This is a genomic window from Mycobacterium sp. 1274761.0 (genome assembly GCF_001668615.1).
Taxonomy (GTDB): Bacteria; Actinomycetota; Actinomycetes; order Mycobacteriales; family Mycobacteriaceae; genus Mycobacterium.
Genome location: NZ_LZMC01000025.1, coordinates 20,664 through 39,794, shown reverse-complemented (window position 1 = coordinate 39,794; position 19,131 = coordinate 20,664). Strand labels below are relative to the sequence as shown.

At 66.0% G+C, this 19,131-nt stretch carries 22 protein-coding genes and 4 tRNA genes; 11 read left to right on the top strand and 15 right to left on the bottom strand.

Translation table 11 applies throughout. From position 1 onward, the window contains the following. Positions 1 to 224: 224 nt before the first annotated feature. Positions 225 to 668 carry a hypothetical protein gene (locus A5651_RS04250; protein WP_156662589.1) on the top strand — a complete coding sequence of 148 codons (444 nt, stop codon included), beginning with the start codon at positions 225 to 227 and terminating at the stop codon, positions 666 to 668. 210 nt (positions 669 to 878) lie between these two features. Here A5651_RS04250 and A5651_RS04245 read toward each other — a convergent pair whose 3' ends face one another. The 4 genes from A5651_RS04245 to A5651_RS04230 form a co-directional block, all read right to left on the bottom strand. Next, entirely contained in the window at positions 879 to 1,181 is a 303-nt protein-coding gene (locus A5651_RS04245; protein ID WP_156662587.1) for a hypothetical protein, read from the bottom strand. 109 nt (positions 1,182 to 1,290) lie between these two features. Beyond that, positions 1,291 to 1,362, bottom strand: a tRNA-Val gene (locus A5651_RS04240). 11 nt (positions 1,363 to 1,373) lie between these two features. Then, positions 1,374 to 1,447, bottom strand: a tRNA-Cys gene (locus A5651_RS04235). Between the two features lie 27 nt (positions 1,448 to 1,474). Then, positions 1,475 to 1,547, bottom strand: a tRNA-Gly gene (locus A5651_RS04230). Between the two features lie 250 nt (positions 1,548 to 1,797). Between A5651_RS04230 and A5651_RS04225 the strand changes: the two genes are divergently transcribed. Next, positions 1,798 to 1,869, top strand: a tRNA-Val gene (locus tag A5651_RS04225). A gap of 39 nt (positions 1,870 to 1,908) precedes the next feature. Here the strand turns inward: A5651_RS04225 and A5651_RS04220 are convergent. Then, positions 1,909 to 2,313, bottom strand: a complete 405-nt coding sequence (locus tag A5651_RS04220) for a DUF732 domain-containing protein (RefSeq protein WP_066975881.1) — start codon at positions 2,311 to 2,313, stop codon at positions 1,909 to 1,911. 57 nt (positions 2,314 to 2,370) lie between these two features. After that, positions 2,371 to 3,306 (bottom strand): NADP-dependent oxidoreductase, encoded by a 936-nt coding sequence (locus A5651_RS04215; protein ID WP_066975942.1) that lies wholly within the window; start codon positions 3,304 to 3,306, stop codon positions 2,371 to 2,373. A 137-nt stretch (positions 3,307 to 3,443) separates the two neighbouring features. Between A5651_RS04215 and A5651_RS04210 the strand changes: the two genes are divergently transcribed. Next, positions 3,444 to 3,929: a MarR family winged helix-turn-helix transcriptional regulator gene (locus tag A5651_RS04210; RefSeq protein WP_066975879.1), complete on the top strand. Its 486-nt coding sequence runs from the start codon at positions 3,444 to 3,446 to the stop codon at positions 3,927 to 3,929. Here A5651_RS04210 and A5651_RS04205 read toward each other — a convergent pair. Next, positions 3,923 to 4,600 (bottom strand): cutinase family protein, encoded by a 678-nt coding sequence (locus A5651_RS04205; RefSeq protein ID WP_231988548.1) that lies wholly within the window; start codon positions 4,598 to 4,600, stop codon positions 3,923 to 3,925. The two genes, A5651_RS04210 and A5651_RS04205, sit on opposite strands and share 7 nt — an antisense overlap. A 127-nt stretch (positions 4,601 to 4,727) precedes the next feature. Here A5651_RS04205 and A5651_RS04200 point away from each other — a divergent pair, with 127 nt between their 5' ends. Both A5651_RS04200 and A5651_RS04195 read left to right on the top strand, forming a co-directional pair. Then, positions 4,728 to 5,102 carry a hypothetical protein gene (locus A5651_RS04200; RefSeq protein ID WP_066975875.1) on the top strand — a complete coding sequence of 125 codons (375 nt, stop codon included), beginning with the start codon at positions 4,728 to 4,730 and terminating at the stop codon, positions 5,100 to 5,102. Between the two features lie 35 nt (positions 5,103 to 5,137). Next, positions 5,138 to 5,929: an SDR family NAD(P)-dependent oxidoreductase gene (locus A5651_RS04195; RefSeq protein ID WP_066975873.1), complete on the top strand. Its 792-nt coding sequence runs from the start codon at positions 5,138 to 5,140 to the stop codon at positions 5,927 to 5,929. On the opposite strand, the gene A5651_RS26380 is transcribed toward A5651_RS04195, so the two are convergent. From A5651_RS26380 to A5651_RS04175, 4 genes are all read right to left on the bottom strand, one after another. Next, entirely contained in the window at positions 5,930 to 6,415 is a 486-nt protein-coding gene (locus A5651_RS26380; RefSeq protein WP_369803907.1) for a DUF4333 domain-containing protein, read from the bottom strand. It lies immediately after the preceding gene. A 12-nt stretch (positions 6,416 to 6,427) separates the two neighbouring features. Further along, the gene (locus tag A5651_RS04185; protein WP_066975869.1) at positions 6,428 to 7,870 is read right to left on the bottom strand and encodes a neutral zinc metallopeptidase; all 1,443 of its coding nucleotides are present in this window, start codon (positions 7,868 to 7,870) and stop codon (positions 6,428 to 6,430) included. 37 nt (positions 7,871 to 7,907) lie between these two features. Next, the gene (locus tag A5651_RS04180) at positions 7,908 to 9,494 is read right to left on the bottom strand and encodes a serine/threonine-protein kinase (protein WP_066975867.1); all 1,587 of its coding nucleotides are present in this window, start codon (positions 9,492 to 9,494) and stop codon (positions 7,908 to 7,910) included. A gap of 171 nt (positions 9,495 to 9,665) precedes the next feature. Then, positions 9,666 to 11,108 (bottom strand): aldehyde dehydrogenase, encoded by a 1,443-nt coding sequence (locus A5651_RS04175; protein ID WP_066975864.1) that lies wholly within the window; start codon positions 11,106 to 11,108, stop codon positions 9,666 to 9,668. Positions 11,109 to 11,343: 235 nt separating this feature from the next. Here A5651_RS04175 and A5651_RS26285 point away from each other — a divergent pair, with 235 nt between their 5' ends. The 3 genes from A5651_RS26285 to A5651_RS04160 all read left to right on the top strand — a co-directional run bounded on the left by A5651_RS26285 (position 11,344) and on the right by A5651_RS04160 (position 15,087). Beyond that, positions 11,344 to 13,119, top strand: a complete 1,776-nt coding sequence (locus tag A5651_RS26285; RefSeq protein ID WP_066975862.1) for a hypothetical protein — start codon at positions 11,344 to 11,346, stop codon at positions 13,117 to 13,119. Between the two features lie 122 nt (positions 13,120 to 13,241). Further along, entirely contained in the window at positions 13,242 to 14,318 is a 1,077-nt protein-coding gene (locus tag A5651_RS04165) for a diacylglycerol kinase (protein ID WP_066975860.1), read from the top strand. 31 nt (positions 14,319 to 14,349) lie between these two features. After that, positions 14,350 to 15,087, top strand: a complete 738-nt coding sequence (locus A5651_RS04160; protein WP_066975858.1) for a glucose 1-dehydrogenase — start codon at positions 14,350 to 14,352, stop codon at positions 15,085 to 15,087. On the opposite strand, the gene A5651_RS04155 is transcribed toward A5651_RS04160, so the two are convergent. From A5651_RS04155 to A5651_RS04140, 4 genes are all read right to left on the bottom strand, one after another. Continuing rightward, positions 15,084 to 15,380, bottom strand: a complete 297-nt coding sequence (locus A5651_RS04155; RefSeq protein WP_066975856.1) for a DUF3618 domain-containing protein — start codon at positions 15,378 to 15,380, stop codon at positions 15,084 to 15,086. The two genes, A5651_RS04160 and A5651_RS04155, sit on opposite strands and share 4 nt — an antisense overlap. Continuing rightward, positions 15,373 to 15,777: a phage holin family protein gene (locus A5651_RS04150; protein WP_066975854.1), complete on the bottom strand. Its 405-nt coding sequence runs from the start codon at positions 15,775 to 15,777 to the stop codon at positions 15,373 to 15,375. Before A5651_RS04150 ends, A5651_RS04155 begins: the two co-directional genes overlap by 8 nt. Before the next feature lie 36 nt (positions 15,778 to 15,813). Next, positions 15,814 to 16,521, bottom strand: coding sequence for a GAF and ANTAR domain-containing protein (locus tag A5651_RS04145; RefSeq protein WP_066975852.1), 708 nt, complete (start codon positions 16,519 to 16,521; stop codon positions 15,814 to 15,816). Between the two features lie 89 nt (positions 16,522 to 16,610). Beyond that, positions 16,611 to 17,108 carry a DUF1990 domain-containing protein gene (locus A5651_RS04140; protein WP_066975851.1) on the bottom strand — a complete coding sequence of 166 codons (498 nt, stop codon included), beginning with the start codon at positions 17,106 to 17,108 and terminating at the stop codon, positions 16,611 to 16,613. A 37-nt stretch (positions 17,109 to 17,145) separates the two neighbouring features. Between A5651_RS04140 and A5651_RS04135 the strand changes: the two genes are divergently transcribed. From A5651_RS04135 to A5651_RS04125, 3 genes are read left to right on the top strand one after another with little or no spacing between them, the layout of a single operon-like run. Next, complete coding sequence (locus tag A5651_RS04135; RefSeq protein ID WP_066975849.1) at positions 17,146 to 18,021, top strand: aldo/keto reductase; 876 nt, start codon at positions 17,146 to 17,148, stop codon at positions 18,019 to 18,021. A 37-nt stretch (positions 18,022 to 18,058) separates the two neighbouring features. Beyond that, positions 18,059 to 18,682 carry a PaaI family thioesterase gene (locus A5651_RS04130; protein ID WP_066975847.1) on the top strand — a complete coding sequence of 208 codons (624 nt, stop codon included), beginning with the start codon at positions 18,059 to 18,061 and terminating at the stop codon, positions 18,680 to 18,682. Continuing rightward, on the top strand, positions 18,679 to 19,119 hold the full coding sequence (locus tag A5651_RS04125; protein ID WP_066975845.1) for a TIGR02611 family protein: 441 nt from the start codon (positions 18,679 to 18,681) through the stop codon (positions 19,117 to 19,119). The genes A5651_RS04130 and A5651_RS04125 overlap by 4 nt, the downstream gene beginning before the upstream one ends. The last annotated feature ends 12 nt before the right edge of the window (positions 19,120 to 19,131 follow it).

Here is a 19,131-nt window from a genome sequence, read left to right as displayed (position 1 = left end):
GTTAGCGCAGTTAGCCCTTCGGCGAGCAGTTTCGTCGTCGGGTTCTCAGTCGACCTAGTTACTTCTCGAAATTTGTTGCCTGCGGTTGAGGCCCAGGGCGCCGCATTACTCATAAGTGGTGACCGTATCGGCGGCCACCGACAGCTCGGGCCGCCATCCGGGTCGGGACGAAAGCTCCCTCAAAACGGGCTTTTGCTCCGTCCTGCCAGGTCTATCCTGCATCGATGCGGGGGAAAACGCTCGTGTGGTTTGTAGGAGCTGCGCTGCTGATCGGCGGATGTTCCCGATATAGCGAAGAGATACATACACCGATCGCGGCCCCGTCGACGTCGCTGGCTGCATCGCCGACAACCGAAACGAACACGTCTCCCGGCCCCGAGCTCATGCCCAGCGACGGCACCCACAAGATGGGCGGCATCGACGGCAAGCACTGGGGGACGTGGGAATCTGACGGCCCAAGTGGAGACAAAATCTGTGACTGGTCGGTTCGGCGCGTCAATCCTGATGCCGGTACGGACATCCTCGATAGCGGACAAGCCGAGCAGGGTGAAAACGCGCGGACCGAAGTCCAACCCGATGGTGACGTTGACGTTTGGACGGGCGAGATAGACGGCCATGTAATTGTTTTCATGACCGACGGTTGCCAGCCTTGGCGTTGGGTGCCGTGACGGGTCAGCGGGGTGCTGAGGATGCCGAGCGGTCATCGCTCTACGATGCCGGAGTCGACGTCAAACGGCCCCGACCATCCGTCGAGGGGAATGGTCGGGGCCGAGCGGAGAGAATAGCTCAGACAGCGGACATTCCCGTTTGGTTCCCTGACAGGAAGAATCCGCGCACCAAATCCGAGCGGATCTTCGCCTCCTCGATGTGCAAGTCGGTCATCGCTGCGCCCACCGATCAACCTCGTCGGCTGTCTGGACGAGCACGGCGGCCAGCTCGCGGGCCTGGACGCTGGTGAGGGCCTCGTCGCCGAGGTAGATGTGCGGAGGCTCATGGATGCTGCCGTCGTCGATGCTTCCATCGGAAAATTGGACGGCGGTTCCCTGAACCGTTGTGTGTTCTACGCCTTGGGTGTTGCGCACGTCACCGAACTCGACTCGGTACGGCATGGGTGTGTCGTCCTGCCACTCATCGGGGCGAGCCCCCGTGGGCGGTAGGGGGCGAGTTGGGGCAGTGGTCATGGCTAGCTACCTCTCAGTTGGGTTGCTAGCGCGTCGACTGTCAGGTCATATCTAGGTCATGCAGACCGTAACTGAACTGAGAAAGCGCCTGTGACCTGCATCAAATCTGTGCGCGATACTGGGATTGAACCAGTGACCTCTTCCGTGTCAGGGAAGCGCTCTCCCGCTGAGCTAATCGCGCCTGAAGAACCTTGGAGGTGGAGACGGGAATCGAACCCGTGTGCACGGCTTTGCAGGCCGTTGCCTCACCACTCGGCCACTCCACCGCTGGGGTTGATGCGACTGCACCCTCGAGCGGATGACGGGATTCGAACCCGCGACCCTCACCTTGGCAAGGTGATGCGCTACCAACTGCGCTACATCCGCGCGCCACGAACGACTCGTCGCCCGTCGCGAAGGACGACGATAGTCCACTGCAGCGTAGCCACACAAATCCCTTGAGACGCGCCGTTTAGGCCGCCCTATCGACGGCATTGGAGACCGGGAAGCGCCGACCTTCGGCAGTCACCGCACCAGCCAGGCGGCCCACGGTGGTATCGCCGGCAAGATGAACCTTGCGGTCTCGGCGAATTCTCTGGCGCACCCCGCGCCGTGTTAACCTTTTCCGTCGTTCCCCGGTCTCGTAGCTCAGGGGGAGAGCGTCCGCCTCACACGCGGAAGGTCACTGGTTCGATCCCAGTCGGGACCACAAGCACAGCGCAGCTCAAGCCCTATTTTCGCCTGCTTGTCAAGTAGACCTCCGCAGCACGGCCGCGGCTGCGGAGCCACACGGAAAGCCGGCGGCGCCGTCCGCCCAGTGCTGAACCACGGGGATAAGGGAGGGCCTGTAGGCGACAGCCGCGGCGGCGACGATCACCCCCATGTCGTGCTGAGATACCCGCTGTTCGCCGGCTTCGACTATCGAGCCCACACTGGCGTCCGTCTGCGGGGAGGCGCTCAGCTGGTCTACGAGGTCGTGAGCGAAAGAGACCATCGCCTCGCGATCGGCGTAAGGCACCCCGTTCTGCTCGAGCAATCGCACGTAAGCCACGTCACCTTGGGGATCGGGGTCTGCCGACGCCAGCGCCGAAGCGCCAGCTATCAACCCCAGGACCATCATCAACGCCGCGACCGCGCCTTTCAGAACCGCCATAACACCAGGGTGCCAACCAAGGGGGCTGACGGCCACCAGGCCGTCAGCCCCGTCGGGTCAGGGAACCAGGATGGTCTTGCCGGGCAGGCGATTGGCGTCCGAGGCGTCGTGCACGGCGGCGGCCTCCGTCAGCGGCCGGCGGTCGGCGACATCGATGTTCAATTCTCCGGCATCGACGTGGCTGACCAGCCCCGCCAGCTGTGCGGCGTCGCTGCGGACGAACACCCGCTGCGCGCGAACCCCACGTTCACGATCTTCCTCTCCTGACGTCATCGTTCCGACGTAGAACCCGCCGTCTGCGACCAGGCCGGCCAACACCGCCGTCTCCTCTGACGACGTGCCGACCGAGTTGAACACCACATCGAACGGCTGACCTTCGACAACCAAAGGCGTTGCTGTGTAATCGATGTAGTCGATGATCCGGTCGGCACCATGGGCGCGCACCCGGTCGACACTGCGTGCCGACGCCGTCGCGGTGACGACGGCCCCGGCCTTCTTGGCCAGCTGCACCGCGTAACCCCCGACCGCCCCTCCCGCGCCGTTGATCAGGACGCTCTGGCCCGCCTGGAGGTCGGCGATCTCAAACAACGCCTGCCACGCCGTCAACCCCACGGTCGGCAGCGCCGCGGCGTCGGCCAGTGACAGCGACCGCGGCGCGGCGGTCAGCACATCGGCCGGCGCGAGAACGTATTCGGCGGCTGCGCCGTCGGCGTCCATCGGAAGCATCCCGATGACCGCGTCGCCGACGCGCCAATCCGTCACCCCATCGCCGAGTTCGGTGATGGTGCCCGCCACGTCGATCCCTGGCACGTGCGGGAACGTAATGCTGAATACCTCCGCCAGGTAGCCGCCGCGGATGCCGGCGTCGACCGGGTTGAACGAAGTGGCCGCCACCTGGACGAGCACCTGCTCCGGTCCCGGCTCCGGGCGCGGCGCGTCTGTGTACTCGAGGACGTCGCTGCCGCCGTACTGACGGTATAGAACAGCCTTCACGGTCTTCTCCTTTTCGATAGTTGCTTCGATATCGAAGCAGTTGCGTGCCGTACAACTTGCTTCGATATCGAAGCGATTCCAGAACCGCGCGTGACGCCCGTCACATTGCTTCGACATCGAAGCTTTAGGATCACGACATGGCCAAGCCGCTGCAGCCCGAACAACTGCGCACCTACTTCGCCCTGATGGAGGCGGTCAGCCTTCTGCAGTTCGCCGTGCAACGGCAGCTACGCGCCGAAGGCGACCTCAGCTACGTGCAATTCGAGATCCTGGCCAAGCTCGTCGATGCCGAGCGGCCACTGACCATGACGGAGTTGGCCGACGGCGTCGTCTACAGCCGCAGCGGCCTTACCCACCAAGCCAGTATTCTGGAGTCGGCGGGCCTCATCACCCGTGACGTCAGCCCCTACGATCAACGCGCCACGATCGTCGACATCACCAAGGCCGGGCGCACTCGCGTCGCCAAGGTGCTGCCCGGTCATATCGACGTCGTCCGCGGTCTGCTGTTCGACTCGTTGTCGTCCAAGGACGTCCGCACCCTCGGCGACATCATGAGCCGCGCCCGCGATCACATGCGCGCACAACCGCCGCGCTCGGCCGCCTCGCGAAGCCGTCGTCAGTGACGGACCGACAGCGCCCGGGCCGCGAAATCGGCTGCCTGGTCTGCCATTCCGTTGGTCTTGTAAGCGCTGTGCGCGGAACGGTCAGTGCCGCCGGGGAAGCAGATCGGGTCGCCCGGGTTGCACAGCTGCAATGCTTTCGCCGCATACAGATGGCCGATCGCGATCGGCGGAGCGTCACGCGCAACCAGGTGCAGGAACGCATCCGATGGGGTACCGAACAGCACCACTGCCGCTACGCGTGCCGCGACTGCGGGCGGCAAGGTGCCGGAAAGGCCATCGGGTAGTGCGACCCCGGCAGGCACCGTGTCCGTGGTCGTGTAGCCCGCCACCGCCGCACCCTGCGAGTAACCGCCGAGCACGATCTGGGTGCTGTTACAGGTCGTCGTGATCGCTTGGACCTTGTTGGCGGCGTCGGCGACGCCGCTGGCCGCCGCCTGGAAATCCAGCGAGGCCGGATAATCGACGCCGTACACGTCGACGCTCTTGCTGCCCAGTCGTGCTTTCAGCGCATCGACGAAGGCCTGGCCGGTCGCGCCGACACCGGGGGCCTCGAACGTCCCACGCGCGAACACGACTTCGACGTCCGAACAGGACGGGTCTTCGGCCGCGTCGGCGAGCGCCGTGGCCTGCGGACCGAACAACGCAGTGAGGGACACGACGACGGCTGCCATGCAACGCAGCGTCTGGGACTTGGCGGTAACAGGTCTGCGCATCGTCGGCCCTTTTCTGTTGATCGAGATCACTCAACCGGTGAGAACTCGCGCAGGACGCCATTTCATTCCGGTTAATGTGATCGCCATGACGGAGACCGAGGCTCTGCTAGCCCAGATCGTCGGGCTGCAGCGACAGGTGGCGGATCTGCAGCAGCAGGTCACCCAGCTCACGACGGTCGAACCGAACGAGGCTGAGCCCCGGTTCCGGGTCAGGCTCAACACCGTGTACGACGCGCCGGTCACCGGATACCTGTCGGTGTCGTCGAAAGACGGCCGAACGGGCCGGGTGAAGCTGTACGTCGGCTACGAGGACCCGCCGGCCGAGTTCGTCGGCATGGCAGGCACGGTGGGCGCTGACTACGCCTACCTCGGCATGGTGATTCGGGAAGGCGAGAAGTTCCTCCTCGATGCCGGCGGCAAAGAGCCGGCATTCCGCTGCATCTTTACCCCTTTCTTCTGACCAATTCCGTTGCGGGACAAGCGAAAGGCAGCTTGGTGGCCAAGGACACTGATCGAGCCCGTGAACGCACGTTCGTCGTGACCGGGGTGGCCTCGGGCATCGGGCTTGCCGTCGCGCAACGCCTACTGGCTGAAGGCGGCACCGTCGTCGGCACCGATCTGAACGCGCCGCCCGACCTCGGCGAAAGATTCACGTTCGTCGCGGCTGACGTGTCCGACGAAGCGGCGGTCGCCGACGTCTTCGCCGGCGTACCCGAGCGCCTCGACGGTGTCGTGCACGCCGCGGGCGTCGCCGGCGGCGGTCCGGTCCACCTGCTCGATAAAGCCGAGTGGGACAGGGTGATTGCGATCAACCTCACCGGCACGTTCCTGGTCGCCAAGGCCGCGCTGGCCCGGATGATCGACCAGCCCCGTGTCGACGACGAGCGCGGCTCGATCGTCACCCTCGCCAGCGTCGAGGGGCTGGAGGGCACTGCGGGCGGCAGCACCTACAACGCCGCGAAGGGCGGCGTTGTCCTGCTCACCAAGAACATCGCGCTCGACTACGGCCCCAGCGGTATCCGCGCCAACGCCATCTGCCCCGGCTTCATCGCAACACCGATGCTGGACAACGTCTTTCGTTTGCCGGGAATGGACGGCCCGCTGAGCTCGATCACCGAGGAGCACGCACTGCAACGGCTGGGACGTCCGGAGGAGATCGCGGCCATGGCGGCTTTCCTGGTGTCACCGGAGGCGTCGTTCGTCACCGGGCAGGCGATCGCAGTCGACGGCGGCTACACCGCCGGACGCGACCACGGCGTCGTGCAGCTCTTCGGCTTTCCCCGGTAGCTATCGCGGACGGTCGACCGCGTAGGTGCCGTTGTCGTCCTGGAACACCACCAGCACGTCGCGCTTTCGGCCGTCGACAACCACTGTGCACGTGAAGGTTCCGCCTTTTTTGATCTCTGGGTTGCGTCCGTCGTTACACACCACATTCGAGACGTTCGTGGCGCCGTATCCCTCGACGGGGTCGGCCAGTATTCGCTGAACGCCCGTTTCGGCCTTGCTCACGTCGAGCGCCTTGCCCGTGAACACATCGAAGCTCGACAGCACGACGGTCACCAGGACCGCAGCCATCGCGATCGCGACGACACCGACAGCGATCAGCAGAGCCGTCTGACCGCGGTGCCGCCGTGGGGGAGCCGGCCGCGCATGCCGCTGCACCGGCGGCCGCGGACGTGGGGGTCGGGCCGGTCGCCGTGGTGGTGGCGGTGTTGGTAGCCGTGGCGGCTGGGGAACGCGTTGGTTCGCGTTCTTCCACCACGGTTCGCTCACGCGCCGATTCTCTCAGTCAAACCGGCGATAGCAATCGTCGGCGTCACCCATCACACCCGTCCGGAATGCGAGGATCCTCGTGAAGCCGGACGGGATCGGCGTGCCGCTGACATCGGTGGCCACGACACCGTTGGTCAACAACCCCGACACGGCTTCGTCCAGATCACCTGCGCCGAGGATCAGTTGATTTCCCGACGGCCCGCGAATGGGGTCGGCCATCTTGCGTTGTGCGACGCCGGTCAGACACGCGGTGCGCATGGCCGCGGTCGGCGAATTGAGCGGCAGACCCCGTTCGTATTGCAGCGCAAGCGCATAGCGCGACGTCACCATCGACAGTGCGGTGTTGTCACCTTGCAGGAGCACGAAGTCGCTCTCGTCGGCGGGCGCGCCGATCTGCTGCAGCGTGGACATGTCCACGCCGATCTGGTTCGTCTGCGGGCAATAGGCGACGGGCTGCTGCTGGCTCACCGGGCAATCGCCGCCGCCGCTGATGGTCAGCGTCGGTTGGTTGGCAGGGGCGTAGATCTGTCCCAACAACTCCATCAGCGTCGAGAGCGTCTGCTCGTTGATCGCGATGTCGCTCTGCGGGCTCGTCGGATCGAACAACGACTGCGGAAGGTTGCCACGCCGCTGCTGGATCTCGGCGGAATCTATTGCGGCGCAACCGTCTGAGCCGACATCGAAACCGGTCTGAAACGCGCTCACCCGATCCAGCGCGGTGCCGTGCGACGGCGGATCAAGGGTCAGCGTGTCCAACGTCGAAACCGGATCGCGTCCGGCGATCGCCCCCGCCATCACCTGATCCAGTGCCCGACTGGTGTTCAAGCTGAACCGCGGCGAGTGCCCCTCGGCCACCCAGCGCATGTACACACCCGCGAGGCAGTCGGCCTGCTGTTCCCGGACCAAGATCGACGACCTCTGCTCGCCCGCCAACCCGGCGCGGGTCTGCAGCGCATGCCCATATTCGTGGGCGATCAGCCCGTTGATCGTCATGTCGCCGAAGAACTCTCGCGCGACCGGCATCAGATCGACGCGGTCCCAGGCGATCAAGTCATCGGGCGCGCAGTAAAGAGCGTTGAAATCGAACGCGCCCGCATCCTCACCGCAGACGGTCATCGACGCCCTTGGATCCACCGATACGAGCCTGGAGACCGGCCTGAAGGTGCCCGCGAACGCGTCCGAATAGTGCTGCGACCAGAAGTCCTCGACGTCCTCGACCGCCATCAGCGTCAGGCCGTCGATCTCTCCACCGTCGGTGTTCTGCACCCGGCCCACGGGCGACGGGGCGGCCACCCGGGGCCCGCTCGGGTCATCGGACGTCGGTAATCCCGCCACGCGATACGGGTCGTAGCGCATCGACACCGCCCGACCGTCGACGACTGTGGCCTGACTGCATCCGGCCACCGTCAACGCCGCGCAGACAGCGGCGATCCCGGCCCTGGCGAATGCGATCACATCGTGACGGTACCGGCTGGAGCGAGCGCCGCTCGTGTCAGTTCAGCTTGGTTGTGCCGGCCGGCCCGTGAGTCGTGGAGATGAACTTGGCCAGACAGTGATCCCGGTCGAAGCCTTTTTCTCGGCACCACTGCAGGGCGCCGTCGGCGGTGGCGTAAGTGCGCGGTGCAATGGTAATCCACCAGTTCGACCCGTCGAAGACCGACCAGTCACCGGACCACAGCAGCTTGGCGTCGTATAGCTGATACAGGCTGAGGTACTCCTGCAGTATCGAGGCGTTGTGCCACGTGCGGCCCTCGGCCTGCAAGCCCACCTTCTTCGAGCTCAGCTGAGGAACCCAGAGGCCTTCCGCTTGGGACGACACCACGTAGCGGTCATTTGCTGCGATTTGCTGTAGCTGCTGGAGCGCCGTATCCACTGCCGGGGTGGGTGCGGCGACGGGGGGGCGCGGCGCGGAAGTCGGCTGCGCTGTGGGCGTCACAGGCTTCGGTGCCGGCGCCTGAACCGTGACTGTCGACGGTGCCTGCGCGGTGGCCGTGGTTGGCATCGCTCCCTGGTCCTGATCCGGCTTCGGGGAGACCAGAAGTCCGATGACGATACCCATCGCGCCCAAAGTCAACGCCGCGATGAGCCCGATGATCACGATTGGGACCAGCGGTTCGCGCGTTCCGACCGCCAGTTCTCCAGTAGTCGTCGGCGCTGGCTGGGTGAATGCGCCGGAATCCCCGGTGTCGATGGCGCGCGGCAACGGCGAAATCCACTGTGCCAGTTGAGTGTTCGCATCTGGCGAAGCAATCTCCGCACCAGCCCGCAGGGCCCGCTGGGCGGCTCGGCCTAGCGCCCCGGCAGTGCCGTACCGGTCATCAGGGTGCTTCGCCATCCCGCGGGCGATGACGGCGTCGATCGCGGCAGGCACCCGCTTGTTGACCGCGCTGGGTTTCGGCACGGGTGCGGATACGTGCGCGGCGATCAGGTGTTCGTAGCTTGCGGCCGGGAACGGAAGGTGACCGGTCAGGGCCTCATAGAGCACACACGCCAAGGAGTAGATGTCGGAAGCCGGACTGCTCTGCTCGTCGTTGAACCGTTCGGGGGCCATGTAGGCGAACGAGCCGATCTGCGTGCCGGCCATGGTCAATCGGGTTTCGCCCTGGCTCTCGGCGATCCCGAAGTCGACCAGGTAGGCGAAGTCGGCGGCGGTGACGATGATGTTCTGCGGCTTAACATCTCGATGGATTAGGCCTTCGCTGTGGGCGGCGTCCAGAGCAGCGGCAATCTGCTCAACGATGGCAACGGCGCGATCGGGTGCCAGCGGTCCCTGCTCGATGAGGTCGTGCAGCGTCTGGCCTTGCACCAACCGCATGTCGATGTAGAGGTTGCCGTCGATCTCGCCCCAGTCGTGGATCGGCACCACATGGGGCTCCTGCAGGATTGCCGCCGCGCGTGACTCGCGTAAGAACCGGGCGCGGTAGCGTTCGTCCTGCGAGTACTGATCTGGCAAGATCTTCAGTGCGACGTTTCGGCCCTTCTCTGTGTCGTAGGCACGGTAGACCTCGCCCATCCCGCCCTTGCCGAGCAGTGCATTCAGCTTATATTTCCCGAAGCTTTCGCCCACTCGGGTCTTCATATAAGTCACTTTGCTTGAACCCCACGCGTCTCACTTTAATTTCGCCCGGCAATCCACTGTTGCTGCTATTGCAACAGCACAGGAAGCGGGCCGCGCCTAGTTTGCGAGCATACAGCAACCCGCACAATGCGAGAAGGCAACGGGCCAGCTAATTTTGTTTGCTGAGTAGGCCTAATTCGGGTAGATGATCGACTGGTACTCGATGTAGGGCTCGATGCCTTCAGGGCCGCATTCGCGGCCGATGCCCGACTTCTTGAAGCCGCCGAACGGCGACTTGAAGTCCAGTAACAGCCCCGAGTTGACCGGAACGGTGCCGGTGCGCAGCCGGGCGGCCACCGCGGCGCCGTGGTCGACGTCGGCCGTCCACACCGAACCCGACAGCCCATAGTCGGAATCGTTGGCGATGCGCACCGCATCGTCTTCGTCTTCGTACGGGATCACTGACAGCACCGGGCCGAAGATCTCTTCGCGGGCGATCCGCATCGCGTTGTCGACGTCGTAGAACAGCGTCGGCTCGATGAACCAGCCCTTGTCCAGGTGCGCCGGGGTGCCACCGCCGACGGCCACTTTGGCGCCATCTGCCTTGCCCGACTCCAGCATTCCGACGATCTTGTCGCGCTGCCGTTTAGCGACCACCGGCCCGACGGCAGTGGCGGGGTCGTTGGGATCGCCGACCGTCATTGCGGCCACACCGGCGGCCAGGGCATCGACTGTTTCCTGGTACCGCGACCGCGGCGCCAGGATGCGGGTCTGCGCGGCGCATGCCTGCCCGTTGTTCAGCAGGCCGGACATGAGGATGTTCTGCAGCTGCCCGTCGAGGTCGACGTCGTCCAGAAGGATCGCGGCGGACTTGCCGCCGAGCTCCAACGTCACGCGCTTGATCTGTGCACCGCACAGCTCACCGATTCGCGCGCCGGTGGCGGTCGACCCGGTGAAGCTGACCTTGTCGACGCCGGGGTGGGTGACGATGTGCTCGCTGGCCTCGCGCGACGCGGTGACGATGTTGATGACGCCGGGCGGAATTCCGGACTCGAGCACCGCGTCGGCCAGAAGGTATGGGTCCAGCGCGGTTTCGGGTGCGGGCTTGAGCACCATCGTCGAGCCCGACGCCAGACACGGCCCCAGCTTCATCGCCATGATGTACAGCGGCACGTTCCACGGGATGATTCCGGCGCAGACGCCGACCGGCGCCCGTCGCACCACCACTTTCTGGCCCATGGCTCCGACCCGCTCGTCGGTCCATGGATAGTTGCGCGCGATGTCGGCGAAGATGTCGAGAACCATGGTGGCCGCGAACGCCTGTGTGCCCATCGACTGCGAGGCGGGGGCGCCGTTCTCGTTGGTGACGACGTCGGCGATCTCGGTTGCGCGTTTCTGCAAGGCCTGCGACAGCGCGTTGATGGCGTCGGCCCGCTCCTGCGGCGTCATGGTGGGCCACGGCCCATTGTCGAACGCCTCCCGGGCCGAGGCGACGGCCCGGTCGATATCGGCGGGCGAGCCGTCGGGGGTGCGCGCATACACTTCTTCGCTGATCGGCGAGATGACGTCGATGGTGGCGTCGGTGGCCGGCGCCACCCATTCATTGCCGATGAACAGTCGATCGCGGGTTTCCATGGCGGCGCTCCGATCGCAGTGTGACGTGGGACCGATCGTACGGCTGTAACGGAATCTTTAGCGTGGCGATCTACTTGTTGTAACCGGATGGCCGCCACGCCACAGGCAGCATCCGGGATCACATACAAAGCACCGCGGCGCCTGCTGGTCCATTTCCAGTGTCGGGGGAGATGGCTGCACACAAGCGGTGGCGGCTACCTGCCACCGTCTGACGACCAGAGGAGTCGATGCAGAAATGTCCATCCCCGTCAAAACCTGCTCCTGGCGAAGCGCTGTCGCGGTTCTGGCCTCCGGCGCCGTCGTCTCTTTGAGCGCGCTCAGCGGGGGAGTCGCACCGGCGTTCGCCAAACCGGACAAGAACGACCCGGGCATTCCGATCGTCCCGACGCCAGAAGTCGTCGTTCCTGAGGCGCCCCACGCTCAGCAGGAGGCGCCGGTCGAGGCCCCGGCACCGAAGCAGGCGCCGGCTCCGCAGGTGGAAGCGCCGCGTCAGGTGGAAGCACCGGCCCCACGGCAGCCCTCGTTCGCTCCCGACGTGCAGGCATCGGAGCCCGAGCCGCAGGTTCAGGCGCCGCCGAAGCAGGTTCAGGCGCCGGTCCAGGAAGCACCGGCACCGCCGAAGCAGGATCCCCTGGCCCCCAAGAAGGAAGCGCCGCGGGTCGTGGAGGCACCGGCGCCGAAGGCTGACGCACCGAAGGTCGACGTGGCACCCGCCGTGGTACCAAAGGCCGACGCGCCCAACGCCGACGTGCCCAAGGCCGATGCGCCGGCCGTCGACGCTCCTAAGGCCGACGTGCCCAAGCCCGATGCACCGAAGCCCGACGCACCCAAGGTCGACAACCCGGCCGTCGCGCCCGCTCCTGCCGAGCTTCCGGGCGAGCCAGACGAGCCCAAGCAGGACGCGCAGGGCGCGACAGGCCTCGCGCCCGGGCAGAAGCCGAATGCGAAAGACGACAAGCAGACCGATCCGTCAACGGTGACGAAGGCCGTCCAGCGCGTCGAGACGGCTACGCCCGACACGCTGATAGCACCGGAGCAGGACGTCCAGCTCGCTCGCCAGGCGAAGCCGGTCGAGGTCAAGCCGGAGCCGGCGAAGAAGGAAGACGTCGACTTCCTGTCGAGCGCAATCAACCTCCAGTCCAAGACCAAGCTCGGTCCGTTCGAGTCCGGATTCAATGCGGGGTCACAATTCTCGATCGGCGACCGCGACCGCGACCATGTCTGGGACCGCGACCATGACTGGGATCGTGACCATGACTGGGATCGTGACCATGACTGGGACCACAACCACGACTGGGATTGGGACAAGAAGAAGTGGGACCACCGGGTTCGTCAGTGGGACCACCGCTGGATCGAGTACGACGACTGGTACCGACCGGTGATCTTCAACCCGTTCCGGGCTCCGGTTCGCATCGTCTACATCTACGACCGCGCGCCGCGCATCCTGTTTGTGCCCCCGCTGGGCCGGGTCCTTGTCGACGGTGCGGCGCTGGCCGCCTACAGCTTCACGGCGGTGGTACTCAACGCCGCGAACCTGGCCGCCGACGTGGCCGTCGGCACGTTCTTCGGCGGCGGCTACCTGCCGCAGGCCGGGGTGCCGTTCGTGCCGCCGCCACCGCTGGCGCGCTACGACAATGTGCCGGTCCAGGTGCGCTACTCCAACGCGACCTATCAGCCGTTCCGCGTCAACCAGGTCGTCGACCTCGGTGACGACGTCCAGTACGGCGGACGGAAGGTGTTGCTCGATGGCGCGACGCCCGCCTGGGGTCAGTGGGTCACCGCCCCGACGGGCGAGCGTCAGTTCGAGGTGCACCGCACCCAGCAGTACCCGGGTCTCGGGGAGCCGCAGGAGGCGCCCCTGCCCGGTGACTACCGGATGCAGCTGGCCTCCGACGAGTCGCCCGACCGCACGCAGATGTATCTGATGGCGGCGGCGGGTCTGGTCGCCGGGCTCGGCTTCGGCGCACTGGGACTCGCGTTCTACCTGGGGCGTCGCCGGCCGCAGCTGTAATGGCGCCAGCTGGAGTGCTGGACAACTGTCCGGCACTCCAGCTGCTCGCAGGTGCCTTGTTCGCCTCGGGCCGCATCCGATAAGTTGGACAGCTGTCCAGCCGCGGCCTCGAGGGAGACAGCATGGCGATCCGCGTCGCACACATCGGCACTGGCAACGCAGGACGTATCGCGCTCAACCATCTGATCAGCGATCCCCGGTTCGAGTTGACCGGCGTTTGGGTGTCATCGGATGCCAAGGTCGGTAAGGACGCCGGCGAACTCGCCGGGCTCGACGTCTCGACCGGCATCGCCGCGACCAACGACTGGGACGAGTTGCTGGCCGCCAAGCCCGACTGCGCTGTGTACTGCGCGATGGGCGACAACCGCATACCCGAGGCCGTCACCGACGTCCTGCGTATCCTGTCGGCGGGCATCAACGTCGTCGGAACCTCTCCCGGGGTGTTCCAGTACCCGTGGGGTGTCATGCCCGACAAGTACATCGCCCCCATCGAAGAGGCTGCACGGCAAGGCAATTCGAGCGTATTCATTTCGGGCGTGGACCCGGGGTTCGCCAACGACCTGATTCCGTTCGCGATCGCGAGCACCTGTCAGAGCATCGAGCAGGTGCGCTGCATGGAGATCGCCGACTACGCCACCTACGACGGCGCCACGGTGATGTTCGACGTGATGGGCTTTGGCTGGCAACTCGACGAAACGCCTATGCTGTTGCAGCCCGGCGTGCTTGGGCTGGCGTGGGGCACGACGATCCGTCAGCTGGCCGCGGGATTCGGCATCGATGTCGACGAAATCAAGGACTCGTGCACGCGGATCCCGGCGCCTGAGGCCTTCGACGTTGCGGCAGGCCATATTCCGAAGGGTGGCCAGGCGGCCCTGCGATTCGAGATCCACGGCATGGTGAAGGGCAAAGCCGCGATCGTCATCGACCACGTGACTCGCCTGCGCGAAGACCTCTGCCCGCACTGGCCGCAGCCCGCCCAACCCGGAGGCTCCTACAAGGTGGAGATCGTCGGCGAACCCTCCTACACCGTCGACATCTGTCCGACCAGCCGCAAGGGTGACCACAACTACGCCGCGATCGCCGCAGGCGCGGGCCGCGTCGTCAACGCCATCCCCGCGGTGGTGGCGGCGCCGCCGGGAATCAGGACGACCATCGACTTGCCGTTGATCACCGGCAAGGGACTCTTCGACGCCAAATAGCCTGCTGGACAACGACAAAGGAGAACACCGCATGGGACGCGTGGATGGAAAGGTGGCGCTCATCAGTGGCGGCGCTCGCGGAATGGGAGCCGCCCACGCGCGGATGCTCGTCGACGAGGGCGGCAAGGTCGTCATCGGCGACATCCTCGACGAGGAGGGCAAGGCGCTGGCCGACGAGATCGGCGACAGCGCGCGCTATGTGCACCTCGACGTGACCCAGCCCGACCAGTGGCAGGCCGCCGTCGACGTCGCCATCGCCGAATTCGGCAAGCTCAACGTCCTGGTGAACAACGCGGGCATCGTCGCGCTGGGCCCGCTGAAGAAGTTCGATCTGGGCGAATGGCAGAAAGTCATCGACGTCAACCTGACCGGCACGTTCCTCGGCATGCGCGCGGCGGTCCAACCGATGATCGACGCCGGCGGCGGCTCGATCATCAACGTGTCATCGATTGAGGGCTTGCGCGGCGCCCCATTCGTCCATCCCTACGTCGCGTCCAAGTGGGCGGTCCGGGGCCTGGCCAAGTCGGCGGCATTGGAGTTGGCGCCCAAGAACATTCGGGTGAACTCGGTGCACCCGGGATTCATCAAGACGCCGATGACCGCCCACCTTCCCGAGGATATGGTCACGATTCCACTCGGCCGTCCCGCCGAGCCGGAGGAGGTGGCGACGTTCATCGTCTTTTTGGCCAGCGACGAGTCGTCGTATGCGACCGGCAGCGAGTTCATCATGGACGGCGGCCTGGTGACCGCTGTGCCGAACAAGGCCTAACGGCGACGCCGCAGGAACCACACCAGAGCGGCGACGCCGACCACGACGGCCGCGGCCACCGGCACGGTGATCTTCGCCCGGCCGTCATCGACCGTCGCGTGCTGGACGGCGTGTGCCTTATCCAGCACCGCCTCCCTGGTTTCGGCGGCCTTGTCCTTGGTGCGCTGTTTGACGTCCATCTTGGCCGTCAACGCCTCGACGGTCTGGCCGAGCTCCTTGCGAGTCTGGTCGATATCGCTTTGAAGTTCATCGATGCCTGCGTCGGGTCCGGGTTCCGGCCGGGGCTCAGCCATGGCGGGCTTCCTTCACTTCCTTGATGTCGGCCTTGATGCTCTCGACGCTCTCCTGCGGGGGCGGGGCGATCTCGGCCGCCTGCTTGCGGCCGAACAGCGCCGCGATCCCGCCCGCGACGAACAACACCACGGCCACGATCGCCGCGGCGGCCCACACCGGCAGCACCAACGCCAAGGCCGCAACGCCGGCGGCGATCAGGGTCATCAGCCCCAGCAGCGACAGCAGGCCCGCCGCGCTGAACAATCCGGCGCCCACACCGGCATGCTTGACCGACTGCTGCAATTCCTTCTGGGCCAACCGCATCTCGTCACGAACGAGACGCGACGTCTGCGTCGACAACTGGCTCATCAGCTCGCCGATCGACGCGTCGGCGGCCGGTTTCGTTTCCACGCTCATGCGCAGTTGGGTTGCCCCGGGCTGCGGAGCCGAAACTTAATCGATGGCCGATTGCTGCTTTCCGACCAGCTCGGTGGCGACGAGGATCAGGGGGGCATTGCTGTCCTGCGACAGTTTGCGCAACAGGTCGAAGGCCTGCAGCGCGGTGATGCCGTAGCGCTCCATCAGCATGCCCTTGGCCTGCCCGATGACGTCGCGGCTGGCCAGCGCCTTCTTGAACTGCTCATCACGGCGCGCGGCGTTCCACGCAACCGACGAATGGGCGGCAAAGACCCCTCCGATGATGCGGCTCTCGTCGGAAAACGCGTTTGGCGTTTCGGCGTAGACGTTCAAAGCCCCCATCGTCTCGCCGGCGATCCAGAGCTGAAATGCCATCACTGACCGAATCGGAGTCTCCCGCAACGCATCTCGGGCGTAAAGAGGAAACCGTTCATCGGTCTCCAGGTTGGCGACGTGAACCGTCTTCTCCTCCCACGCCGCCGTCAGGCAGGGGCCCTGGCGGTGGCGTTGCTGGATCTCGTCGAGCAGCAACGGCCACTTGTGCGTCGCGGCGGGTGTGTCGATGTGCTTGGCATTGCGGGTGACGGTGACGCCCGCGTACTGCGCGCCGGGGACCTCGACCGCCGCGTGCTCGGCCAGTTCGGCGATGACTGTGTCCGCGTCGGTGTCGGGTCGCCCATAGAGGTCCACCACCAACTGCGCGATGCGCTGGTGGGTGTCATCCACTTCAACAGGGTCAGTCAAGGGCAATATCCGATCGTCGAGCGTTGGCTAAGGCTAACCCGGCGGCGAGGCGGACGGAGGACGGATTGACAACAGCGTCAATGTGCGGGCTACAGCGCCTTCATGTACCGCGCCGTGATGACGCGTTGGGCCAGGGACGTGACGGGCGAGCCCAGCCTGCTCCACCAGGTCGCGTGCCGCGAGAAGGCCACCACCTCGGCGCGTACCTCGTCGGTCGCCGGGTCGAAGCGCACGGCGAACATCTCCTCGCCGGACTCCGGATGGCCCGGTAGCGTGCCGTAGGCGAATCCGCGGCGGTCCGGCTCGTCGATCACGTAGACCACTCGGCAAGGGGCGCGCAGCGGACCGAGGCCCACCAGCACCTCGGAGCCGATGGTCGCCACGTCGGTGGTCGCCTCCACGCGCACACCCGCGCCGCGCAGCATGCCCCACCGCATGACCTTCGCCGCGGCCTCGTCGAAGCGCGCGCGCCCGCGGCCAATGACAGCCGACTCGCGCACATGGTGGTAGCCGGCGGGCAGCGGGCCCGCGGTGGCGCCCACCTCCGAGTAGCTCAGTTGTAGCGTCGCCAGGTCCGTCAACTTCATCCCGACACCATGTCATCGCCGGCGTACGGTCGGTGAAGTGACCACATCTTCTTCTGTCGCCCACGCCGCGGGAACGCTTTCCCTGGGAGGCGATCTCACCGTCAACAGGCTGGGTTTCGGCGCCATGCGGATCACCGGCAAGGGCGTCTGGGGCCCGCCCGCTGACCGCGACGAATGCCTGCGCGTCCTGCGCCGCGCGGTGGATCTCGGCGTGAACTTCATCGACACCGCCAACTCCTACGGCCCCTACGTCTCCGAGGAGCTGATCCGCGAGGCGCTCTCGCCCTATCCCGACGATCTCGTCATCGCGACGAAGGCGGGGTTCGTGCGCACCGGCCCGGACGCCTGGACCCCGCTCGGTTTCCCCGCCTACCTCCGTCAGGAGGTCGAGTTGAGCCTGCGCCGGCTCGGCGTCGACCGAATCGACCTACTCCAACTGCACCGCATCGACGACAAGTTCCCACTCGAGGATCAAGTGGGCGAGCTCGCCGCACTGCAGAAGGAGGGCAAGATCCGCCACATCGGGCTCTCGGAGATCGAAGTCACGCAGCTGGAGGCGGCGCAGAAGGTCGCGTCGATCGTTTCGGTGCAGAACATGTACAACCTGACTGCGCGTACGGCCGAACCCGTACTGGACGCGTGCGAGGCCGCAGGACTCGGCTTCATCCCGTGGTTCCCCCTCGCTGCAGGGCCGCTCGCGGCGCCGGACGGTCCGCTGCAGCGCATCGCCGCTGACCACCACGCCAGCGCCTCACAGCTGGCCCTGGCGTGGCTGCTGAAGCGCTCGCCGGTGATGCTGCCCATCCCCGGCACGTCCAAGGTCAGCCATCTCGAGCAGAACGTGGCCGCAGCGCAGATCACGCTCTCCGATGACGAATTCGAGACCTTGAGCAAAGCGGGCTCACAAACCTGACCAACAGCCGGCGACAACGAGGCAATACGGTGAGCGGGTGGCCACCGACCCCAGCGAGGCGCATCCAGGCGGCGGGTTCAACCCGCCCGAACCCACTACCCGAGGTGGCCCCGATTACGGCCGGTTCATCGAGGCCGTCCGTACGCTGCAGGACCATGTCCGCGCCGCCGATGCGCCCGACGAGGTGATTACCCAGGCCGCCGACATGGTCGAGGCGGTGTCGCGGCTACTGGCGCCATATGAGGCCGACGAGTGGAGCACACCGTCGGGCAGACGCATGGATCTGCCCAACCGGGGCAATATCATGCAGGTGCCCACCGACCTGGCCACCCGCGGCGACGAGGTCGACGGCGTAGTGCGCTTCCGCCGCTACCACCTCGGCCGCAACGGGGCCGTCCACGGCGGCGCGCTGGCGCAGATGTGGGACTCGGTGCTCGGCTTCGCCGCCTTCCGGCTCACCCGCAGCCTCAAACAGCGGACGGCCTACCTGCACGTGAACTACCGCCACATCGCGCCGATCAACAAGGATCTTCAGGTCGACGCCAGGATCGACCGCTCCGAGGGCCGCAAGATCTTCGTCGCCGGACGGTTGCGCGACGGGGACACATTGCTCTGCGACGCCGAGGCGCTCTTCGTCAAACTCAACCCCGGACAGCCATGACCGGTGACACCGCCACATCGCGCTGGTCGGCGACCAAGCGCCGCTGGGCGCGATGGCGTGACCGGTTGCGAGACCGGCCCAAGGTCGACTTCGCCTACCGCATCGCGGTCGGCGTCCTCGGGCTCGCGGTCTTTGGTCTGGGCATCCTCGCCATCCCGTACCCCGGACCGGGCTGGGCGATTGTGTTCATCGGGCTCGGCATCCTAGCCACCGAGTTCGACTGGGCGCGCCGGCTGCTGGCTTACGCCAAGGAGCGCTACGACAAGGTGATGGACTGGTTCCACCGGCAGGGCAGGTTCGTGCAGATTCTCGGCGGATTGTTCACGGCATTGGTGGTGGCCGTGACGCTGTGGTTCGTCGGCGCGCTCGACTGGACCGCCGAGCTCGCCGGGTTCGACCAGCCCTGGCTGAACAGCCCGATCGGGGTCGGAGACTGAGCAGTTGCCCCG